The sequence below is a fragment of the Streptomyces sp. NPDC054841 genome (assembly GCF_053611045.1).
In genome coordinates this window covers 1-9,560 of sequence record NZ_JBSGZO010000333.1, presented here as the reverse complement: position 1 = coordinate 9,560, position 9,560 = coordinate 1, and the positions used below count along the sequence as shown (strand labels likewise).

The 9,560-nt window shown below is 72.5% G+C and carries 5 protein-coding genes and 1 pseudogene; 5 read left to right on the top strand and 1 reads right to left on the bottom strand.

Annotated features, from left to right (window positions below; translation table 11 throughout):
* Both ACWGI8_RS31900 and ACWGI8_RS31895 read left to right on the top strand, forming a co-directional pair.
* Positions 1-3,795 (top strand): Pls/PosA family non-ribosomal peptide synthetase (locus ACWGI8_RS31900; protein ID WP_453666223.1); only part of this gene is annotated, 3,795 nt, incomplete at its 5' end.
* A gap of 68 nt (positions 3,796-3,863) precedes the next feature.
* Positions 3,864-5,171 (top strand): M1 family metallopeptidase, encoded by a 1,308-nt coding sequence (locus ACWGI8_RS31895; protein WP_453666221.1) that lies wholly within the window; start codon positions 3,864-3,866, stop codon positions 5,169-5,171.
* A gap of 184 nt (positions 5,172-5,355) precedes the next feature.
* On the opposite strand, the gene ACWGI8_RS31890 is transcribed toward ACWGI8_RS31895, so the two are convergent.
* A complete protein-coding gene (locus ACWGI8_RS31890; protein WP_453666219.1) occupies positions 5,356-5,622 on the bottom strand; it encodes a hypothetical protein in 267 nt (88 codons plus the stop codon).
* 244 nt (positions 5,623-5,866) lie between these two features.
* Here ACWGI8_RS31890 and ACWGI8_RS31885 point away from each other — a divergent pair, with 244 nt between their 5' ends.
* From ACWGI8_RS31885 to ACWGI8_RS31875, 3 genes and pseudogenes are all read left to right on the top strand, one after another.
* Entirely contained in the window at positions 5,867-7,393 is a 1,527-nt protein-coding gene (locus ACWGI8_RS31885) for a DUF4331 domain-containing protein (RefSeq protein WP_453666217.1), read from the top strand.
* Positions 7,390-8,697 (top strand): tetratricopeptide repeat protein, encoded by a 1,308-nt coding sequence (locus tag ACWGI8_RS31880; protein ID WP_453666216.1) that lies wholly within the window; start codon positions 7,390-7,392, stop codon positions 8,695-8,697. Before ACWGI8_RS31885 ends, ACWGI8_RS31880 begins: the two co-directional genes overlap by 4 nt.
* Positions 8,694-9,560 (top strand): annotated as a pseudogene (locus ACWGI8_RS31875) (hypothetical protein); the annotation flags it as partial. The gene ACWGI8_RS31880 and the pseudogene ACWGI8_RS31875, both read left to right, overlap by 4 nt.

Here is a 9,560-nt window from a genome sequence, read left to right as displayed (position 1 = left end):
ATCTTCACCTCCGGCTCCACCGGGAAGCCCAAGGGTGTCGCCGTCAGCCACCGCAGCGCCGCCGCCTTCGTCGACGCCGAGGCGCGGCTCTTCCTGACGGGCGCACCGCTCGGCCCGGGCGACCGGGTGCTCGCGGGGCTCTCCGTCGCCTTCGACGCCTCCTGCGAGGAGATGTGGCTGGCCTGGCGGCACGGCGCCTGCCTGGTGCCCGCGCCCCGCTCCCTCGTACGCACCGGCCTCGACCTCGGCCCCTGGCTCGTCGAGCAGCGCATCACCGTCGTCTCGACGGTCCCCACACTTGCCGCGCTCTGGCCCGCCGAGGCACTCGACGACGTACGGCTGCTGATCTTCGGGGGCGAGGCCTGCCCGCCCGAGCTGGCCGAGCGCATGGCCGTCCCCGGGCGTGAGGTCTGGAACACCTACGGCCCCACCGAAGCGACCGTCGTCGCCTGCGCCGCCCCGCTGACCGGCGAAGGGCCGGTACGGATCGGGCTGCCGCTGGACGGCTGGGAGCTCGCGGTCGTGGACGCCCGGGGCGAGATCGTGGCGCTGGGCGAGACCGGTGAGCTCGTGATCGGAGGCGTCGGACTCGCGAGGTACCTGGACGCGGCCAAGGACGCCGAGAAGTACGCACCGCTGCCCGCACTGGGCTGGGACCGCGCCTACCGCAGCGGCGACCTGGTCCGCGCGGAGGCGGAGGGCCTGCTCTTCGTCGGCCGCGCGGACGAACAGATCAAGCTCGGCGGCCGCCGTATCGAGCTGGGCGAGATCGACGCGGCGCTCCAGGCCCTGCCGGGCGTCGCGGGCGCGGCGGCGGCGGTCCGCACGACGGGCGCGGGGCACCAGCTGCTGGTGGGCTACGTGGTGCCGAGCCGCGGCGCCGAGGAGTCGTCCGACGCCGAAGCCGTCGAGGACGCGACCGCCGGCCCGCGGGCCGGCGCGGAGTCGGGCACGGAGTCGGGCGCGGAGACCGACATCGGGCCGGGCACGGAGCCGAGCGCGAAGTCCGACATCGGGCCGAGCACGGAGCCGAGCGCGAAGACCGACATCGGGCCGAGCACGGAGCCGAGCGCGAAGTCCGACATCGGGCCGAGCACGGAGCCGAGCGCGAAGTCCGACATCGGGCCGAGCACGGAGCCGAGCGCGAAGTCCGACATCGGGCCGAGCACGGAGTCGAGCGCGGAGACCGACATCGCCGGCATCGGGCCGAGCACGGAGTCCGACATCGCCGGCATCGGGCCGGGCACGGAGTCCGACATCGCGTCAGGCGCGGAGTCCGGCATCGAGTTCGACGTGGCCGATGCCATGGCCCGGCTACGCAAGGAGCTGCCCGCCGCGCTCGTGCCCGTCATCGCCGTCGTGGACGATCTGCCGACCCGGACGTCCGGCAAGGTGGACCGCGATGCGCTGCCCTGGCCGCTGCCGGGCAGCGGACCGGAGACCTCCGGCGGCGATGCCGGCTTCAGCGGGACCGAGGCATGGCTCGCCGAGCAGTGGGCCGAACTCCTCGGGACGCCCGTCACCGGACCGGAGGCGGACTTCTTCGCCATGGGCGGCGGCAGCCTCGCCGCGGCGCAGCTGGTGTCGCGGATCCGGGAGCGGTTCGGCACCGGGTCCGTCGGCGACATCTACCAGAACCCGACGCTCGGCGCGCTCGCGCGGACGCTGGAGGCCGCCTCCACGGGCGGCGCGAAGGTCCGCACGGTGCGGCCGGTGCCCCTGCGCACCGGGGTCACGCAGATGCTGCTCATGCTGCCGCTGCTCACCGTCGCCGGACTGCGGTGGAGCGTCGTGGCCGCCGCCGTCAACAACGTCGTCGGGCTGCCCTGGGCACCCGCCGTCTCGTGGTGGTGGGTCGCGCTCGGCTGGCTGCTCGTCGTCAGCCCGCCCGGGCGGATCGTGATCGCGGCGGGCGGGGCACGGCTGCTGCTGCGTGGGGTGCGCCCCGGCACCTACCCCCGCGGCGGACGCACCCATCTGCGGCTGTGGACCGCCGAGCGGCTCGCCGAGCTGAGCGGCGCGACCGGCCTCGCCGGCTCCTGGCTCACGTACTACGCCCGGGCGCTCGGCGTGCAGATCGGCGAGGACGTCGATCTGCACGCCCTGCCGCCGGTGACCGGCATGCTGCGGCTCGGCAAGGGTGCCGCCGTCGAGCCCGAGGTGGATCTGTCCGGTCACTGGCTGGACGGCGACCGGCTGCACATCGGCACCGTACGGATCGGGGCCGGCGCCACGGTCGGCGCCCGCAGCACCCTCTTCCCCGGCGCGCGGGTCGGCAAGCGGGCCGAGATCGCCCCCGGCTCGGGTGTGACGGGCACGGTCCCGTCCGGCGAGCGCTGGTCGGGCGTCCCTGCCTCGCGCAAGGGCAAGGCGAATCGCCGCCTCCCTGAGGGCCGCCCCGTGCGCCGGCGCCGCTGGACCGTGATGTACACGGTGACCTCGCTGGTCCTCGGACTGCTGCCCGCACTCGCGGCGCTGCCGGGTCTGCTGGTGATCGGCTCCTTCGTGGGTGGCCGTACCGGCTTCGGCGAGGCCGTGGCGGCGGCACTGACCGCCATACCGTTCGCGACGGCCGCCGCCATGATCACGTACGCGCTGCTGATCCTCGTCGGGGTGCGCGCGCTCTCCATCGGGCTGCGCGAGGGCTACCACCCGGTCCACGGCCGGGTCGCCTGGCAGGCGTGGGCGACCGAGCGGCTGATGGACATGGCACGCGTGCACCTCTTCCCGCTCTACGCGAGCCTCTTCACGCCGGTGTGGCTGAGGGCCCTCGGCATGAAGATCGGGCGCGGGGTCGAGGCGTCGACCGTGCTCGCGCTGCCCGCCATGACCACGGTCGGCGACGGGGCGTTCCTCGCCGACGACACGATGGTGGCCTCGTACGAGCTGGGCGGCGGCTGGCTCCACATCGCCGAGGCACGTGTCGGCAAGCGTGCCTTCCTCGGCAACTCCGGGATGACGGCCGCGGGCCGCCGCGTACCCAAGCGCGGCCTCGTCGGTGTGCTGTCGGCCGCCCCGAAGCGGGCGAAGGCGGGCTCCTCGTATCTCGGCATGCCGCCGATGAAGCTGCCCCGGGCGGCGGAGGAGAGCGACCAGAGCCGCACCTTCGCCCCGCCGCAGCGGCTGAAGTGGGCGCGTGCGTGCGTCGAGCTGTGCCGGATCGTGCCGGTCATGTGTGCGGTGGCGCTCGCCGTGCTCGCGCTCGCGGCCTTCGGTCTGCTGGCCGGCCGCTTCGGTTACGCGGTCGCGGTGCTGAGCGGCGGCGTGCTGCTGGCGGCCGCGGGCCTGGTGGCATGCCTGGTCGCCATCGCGATGAAGTGGCTGCTGGTCGGCCGGTTCAAGGCGGTCGAGCACCCCCTGTGGTCGTCCTTCGTATGGCGCAACGAGCTCGCCGACACCTTCGTGGAGGTGCTCGCCGTGCCGTGGCTGGTCGGCGCGACCGCCGGTACGCCGCTGATGAGCCTGTGGCTGCGCGGTCTCGGTGCCCGCATCGGCCGCGGCGCCTGGTGCGAGACGTACTGGCTCCCGGAGGCCGACCTCGTCACCATCGGCCGCGGTGTCAGCGTCAATCGTGGCTGCGTGGTGCAGACCCACCTCTTCCACGACCGGATCATGCGCATGGACAATGTCGTCCTCGGAGCGGGTGCGACACTCGGTCCACACGGCATCGTGCTGCCCGGCGCGGTGCTCGGGGACCGGGCCGCGGTCGGGCCGGCGTCGCTGGTGATGCGCGGGGAGAGCGTGCCCGCGGACACCCGGTGGCTGGGCAACCCCATCGCGGCATGGAAGAAGTGAGCGCAGCCGCAACCGCACAGCAGCACGGGCACAGCACAGCACAGGGCAAGACCGGAGGACGCACGAGGGTGACGGATTCCTACCTGCCGCAGCACGGTGACAGCGGCTATCGGACGACGGAGTACGACCTGGAACTGGACTACCTGCCGCACACCGGCCGGCTCTCCGGGCGGGCCAGGATCACCGCCGTCGCCGAGCGTGCGCTGCCCGAGGTCGTCCTCGACCTCGGGCAGTTCCGCCTGGGCAAGGTGCTGGTGGACGGCGGCCGCCCGGCCCGCTACACGCACCGCGGGGACAAGCTGCGGATACGGCCGGCACGACCGCTGCGCGCCGGCGCCACCTTCACCGTCGAGGTGCGGTACACCGGCATCCCGCATGCCGTTCGCACCCGGGAGTGGGGCGACATCGGCTGGGAGCAGCTGCACGAGGGCGCTCTGGTGGCCTCGCAGCCGCACGGTTCCAGGTCCTGGTTCCCGTGCAACGACCGGCCCGACGACAAGGCCGCCTACCGGATCGCGGTGACCGCGCCCACGCCGTACACCGTGATCGCCAACGGCACCCTCACCTCTCGTACGATCAGCGCCTCCACGACGACCTGGGTGTACGAGCAGCCCGCGCCGATGGCGACCTATCTGGCGACCGTCCAGATCGGTCCGTACGAGCTGGTCGACGTGCCGCACGCGGGGGCGGTGCCGCAGCCGGCCGCCGTGCCGCGCGAACTGCTGGGCCGCTTCGAGCACGACTTCGCACGTCAGCCCCAGATGATGACGGTCTTCCAGGACCTCTTCGGGCCCTACCCCTTCGACGACTACGCGGTCGTGGTCGTCGACGAGGAGCTGGATGTGCCCGTCGAGGCGCAGGGCCTTTCGATCTTCGGTGCCAACCATGTCGACGGCCGGCGCGGCAGCGAGCGGCTCGTCGCGCACGAGCTGGCGCACCAGTGGTTCGGCAACAGCCTGACCGTCGCCGACTGGCGGCACATCTGGCTCAACGAGGGCTTCGCGAAGTACGCCGAGTGGCTGTGGTCCGAGATGTCCGGCGGCCCGTCGGCGACGGCCATCGCGGCCAGGTCCCGGGCCCGGCTCGCGCTGATGCGGCAGGATGTCCGGATCGCCGACCCCGGGTTGCGGCGCCTGTTCGACGACCGGGTCTACGAGCGTGGCGCGCTCACCCTGCACGCGCTGCGCACGGAGATCGGGCACGCGGCCTTCGTGGGGCTGCTGCGGGAGTGGACCGCGACCCACCGGCACGGTGTGGTGACGACGGAGGAGTTCATCGCGCTCGCCCGGCAGCACTCCGCGCGGCCGCTGGACAAGCTGTTCACGATGTGGCTGTACGAGACGAAGCTTCCGGCCCTGCCTCAGCAACGCCGCTGACCCGGGTGGGGAGCCCTGGGCGTACGGAGTCTACGGAGTCTTGAGTCCCGTACTTCAGGTTCAGGGACTCAAGAACCGGGTGGGGCAGGGGTGGTCGGACCTCGGAACCGGACCGGTGAGAAGGGGACGGGTGCGCGTGAACGGTCACGCGTGCCCGGCGCCGCCGTCCGGCCACCCCGCCGGCCTACTGGCCGCGGCTGCCGAAGAGCGAGCGCCGAAGCCTGCGCAGCGGCGCGAAGAGCGAGACGCGCGCGCTCTTGCTGCCGCGGGTGTGCGCGACATCACGCGTCGTCAGCTCAAGCATCAGCGATGTCGCCTCGGCCGCCTCGCGCTGCGGCACGGCAGGTCCGCCGAGCACCGCGAGATGGCGGTCGAGACGCGAGCTGGTCGCGCTGCTCCCACATGTGATCGCAGGCACTCGCGGCCTGCTGCGCACCGTTATCTGTTCCATGTCACTCCCCACCCGTACGAGGGCACCCGGCCCGGGCAGGTTAACCCTATCGCCCCGCAGTGACACTCGTGTATCCCGGGCGCGGGATTCAGCACACTCGTACGGTGGTTGACGACTACACCCCGAATCCATCTGATTCCAGGGCGAGTTGGACAGTTTTCGAAGTCGGCCAATCCACCTGCCCATCAGTCCCGAACACCTGTCACCAGGCAGTGCTCAACTCCTCGTACAGGACGGGACGGACATGATCTCTCTCAACAGGAGCACACGGGGGCGCAGGAGTCTTGCCGCGCTCATCTGTGGTGCGCTGGCAGCCGGGGGGCTCGCGGCCGCCGGCGTGAGCACCACCCTCGCACCGGGGTCGGCGAACGCATCGAGCCACCGTGAGGCCCCGCTGATCTCCGGTCAGCCCCAGTACGACAACACGGACGTCTACGCGTTCGTCAGCCCCGACCGGCCCGACACGACGACGATCGTCGCCAACTGGCTGCCGTTCGAGGAGCCCGCCGGCGGCCCGAACTTCTACCGGTTCGCGAACGACGCCCGCTACGACATCCACATCGATTCGGACGGGGACGCCCAGGGCGACCTGCTCTACCGCTGGACGTTCCACGACCAGGTCAAGAACGGCAACACGTTCCTGTTCAACACGGGTCCCGTGACCAGCCTGGACGACCCGGACCTCAACATCACGCAGAGCTATGACATCGAACTGCTGCGACTGCGGAACCAGCATGTGATCTCCACCACCAAGATCGCCGACGATGTGCCGGTCGCCCCCTCGAACGTGGGCAAAGCGTCCATGCCGGACTATGCGCACCTGCGGCACCAGGCGGTGCGCAAACTGCAGGACGGCAGCACGGCGTTCGCGGGGCAGGCCGACGATCCGTTCTTCCTCGACCTGCGCGTCTTCGACCTGCTGTACGGAGGCGACCTGTCCGAGGTCGGCCGGGACACGCTGAAGGGCTACAACGTCAACACCATCGCGCTGCAGGTGCCGTCGGACCACATCCGGCAGTCGGTCGGACAGCCCGTGGTCGGCATCTGGTCCACCACCCACCGCAAGAACGCGAGCGGCGACTGGACCCAGGTCTCACGGCTCGGCATGCCACTGGTCAACGAGGTCGTCCTTCCGCTCAAGGACAAGGACAAGTTCAACGCGTCCGCGCCGTGGAACGACGGCGACTTCCTGAAGTCCGTCACCAACCCCGAGCTGCCGAAGCTCATCGAGGGCATCTACAAGATCGAAGCTCCGGACGAGCCACGCGACGACCTCGTGTCCGTGTTCCTCACCGGGGTCAAGGACCTGAACCAGCCGCCGAACGTACGGCCGGCCGAGGCGCTGCGCCTGAACACGGCGGTCCCGCCCACGTCCGCGCCGAAGCGGCTGGGCGTACTGGACGGCGACAACGCCGGCTACCCGAACGGGCGGCGGCTGACCGACGACGTCGTGGACATCTCGCTCCAGGTCGTCGAGGGTGAACTGCTCGGCAAGAAGAACGACTTGGGCGACGCGGTGGACGCGAACGACCAGGCGTTCGGCTCGGCCTTCCCGTACGTGGCGCTGCCGACGTCGGGCTCGGACGGGCCTCTGGCCAAGGGCGCAGGCAATCGCAGCCAGCTCAACGGAGGCTCCGCGCTGACGGCGGGCGACGCCTCGGGCAACCGTACGGTTCTGACCGCTTCGGTGGCGGCGGCGGGCGCCGGCATCGTGCTCGTGGCTCTGGGCCTCGCGTGGTGGCGGATGCGGCGGCGCGGCAGGTGGTCATGAAGCCAGGCACGAGTGCGGCGTGGCGGCTCGGAGCCGGGGTCGTGGGGCTGGCGTTCGTGCTGACAGCCGTGGGAGCGGTGGTGGGGGGCGCGAGCGAGATGCCCGTCCCCACCGCTCCGGCGGCCGCCGGAGCCGCTGTCGGTCAGGGTGTGCGGCCCCTGCAGGCGCATCTGAAGGCGCAGCCGAAGGATGCGGGCGCCTGGGCGGCGCTCGGCGCCGCGTACGTCGAGGAGGCCAGGGCCGACGGCGACCCCTCGCGCTATCCCCAGGCCGAGCAGGCCTTCGGCCGCTCACTGCGGCTACGGCCGGACGACAACGCCGAGGCGCTCGCCGGCCGGGCCGCCCTGGCCGCAGCGCGGCACGACTTCACGGTGGCGCTGCGGGACGCGGACCGGGCGCTCTCGGTCAATCCGTACAGCGAGCGCGGGCTCGCGGTACGGATCGACGCGCTCGTCGAACTCGGCCGCTACGACGAGGCGCTGAAGGCGGCGAAACTGGCGGATGCGCGGCGTCCCGGCATTCCCGTCTTCACGCGCTTCGCGTACGTCCACGAGCTGCGCGGAGACACGTCGGAGGCGCGGCGGGTGCTGGATCTCGCCAGGGGGTCGGCGAGCGCGCCTGCCGACATCGCCTACACGGCGACCGCGCTCGGCCAACTCGCCTGGTCGCAGGGCGCGTACGACGAGGCGCTGCTCCACTGCGGCCAGGCCTTGAAGGCCGAGCCGGGGAATCTGGAGGCGCGTGACTGCCGGGCGCGGGCGACGGCCGCGAAGGGTGATCTCTCTGCAGCCATCAAGGAGTTCGAGGAGATCGTCGATCAATCGCCGTTGCCGGGGCGTCTCGTGGCGCTCGGTGAGTTGTACGAGGCGAGCGGGAAGCGTGAACTCGCCCAGCAGCAGTACGCGGTTGTCAGCACGTGGACGGGTCTCGCCCGCGCGGGCGGCGTGAATCCCGATCTGGACACGGCGCTCGCCGCAGCGGATCACGGCGATCGCGCCGAGGCCCTGCGCGCGGCCCGCGCCGAATGGCAGCGCCGCCGCACCGTGCACACCGAGGACGCACTCGCCTGGGCCCTGCACCGAGCGGGCCGTTCCCAGGACGCGCTCCCCCACGCCCGCCGGGCCACCGGGACCGGCTACCAGAACGCCGTGTTCCTGTATCACCGCGGCATGATCGAGCGGGCCACGGGTGACAAGGCCGGCGCACGGGCCTCCCTGTCCCGCGCGCTGGCGCTCAACCCCGCGTTCTCCCCTGTCGGTTCCCGCGAGGCACGGCGCGCGCTGGACAGTCTGGAGGCGTCATGAGGAACGACATCGGGAGCACGGTCGCCGTGGTGCTGATCGCCGCTGCGGCGATGGCGGCCGGGGTGCGGGGCTGCCTGGCGCGCATACGGCCGCCAGGGGGTGTCGTGCGGATCGGTCCGGACCGGCGAGTGGTGTCCGGTGCACGGGGTCTCCCCAGGCCCGCAGGGGGCGAGGGGACGCACCGCAAGGCGGAGGACTCCTCGGAGGACGGGTGTCCCCCCGCCGAAGGCAGGGCGAGAGTCATGGCGGAGCGATGGCGACTGACGACAACGCGGCGAGGTTCGGTGCCAGGGCACGCGAGTCCGGTGGGATCCGCCGGCCCCGGCGCGTCGCCGCGCGGCCCGGGGCGGCGCGCCCTGGCCGCCGGCGCGGCGGTCGGGGTCGCGGTCGTCGCACTGCTGGCCGCGGGCGCGGCGCCCGCCGCGGCGCACCCTCTGGGGAACTTCACGGTCAACCGGTACGACGGACTCGTCGTCGGCGAGCACGAGTTGAAGGTCGACCATGTCGAGGACCTGGCGGAGATCCCGACGGCCCGGATCCGGCCGGAGCGGTTTCCGGCCGGTGGCCTCTCGGCGTGGGCGAAGGAGCGCTGCTCCTCGGCCGCAGGCGAGGCGCGGCTGAGTGTGGACGGGCGGCCGGTCGCCCTCGCGGTCGGTGCCGCCCGGGCCGAGATCCGCCCGGGCCAGGCGGGGCTGCCCACCCTGCGGGTGGAGTGCGCGCTGAAGGCTCCGCTGCAAAGCGAGACGGTGCGCGTCGGCTTCGGGGCCGGCGGCGGTGACCGGGCCGGCTGGCGGGAGATCACGGCGCGGGGCGACGGGACGACGCTGACGTCGTCGGACGTGCCGGAGGACTCCGTGTCACGC

Bases quoted from the DNA above. Each gene is read 5' to 3' on its own strand.
- ACWGI8_RS31890 (WP_453666219.1), bottom strand. From the start codon at position 5,622: ATGGAACAGATAACGGTGCGCAGCAGGCCGCGAGTGCCTGCGATCACA.
- ACWGI8_RS31885 (WP_453666217.1), top strand. From the start codon at position 5,867: ATGATCTCTCTCAACAGGAGCACACGGGGGCGCAGGAGTCTTGCCGCG.
- ACWGI8_RS31880 (WP_453666216.1), top strand. From the start codon at position 7,390: ATGAAGCCAGGCACGAGTGCGGCGTGGCGGCTCGGAGCCGGGGTCGTG.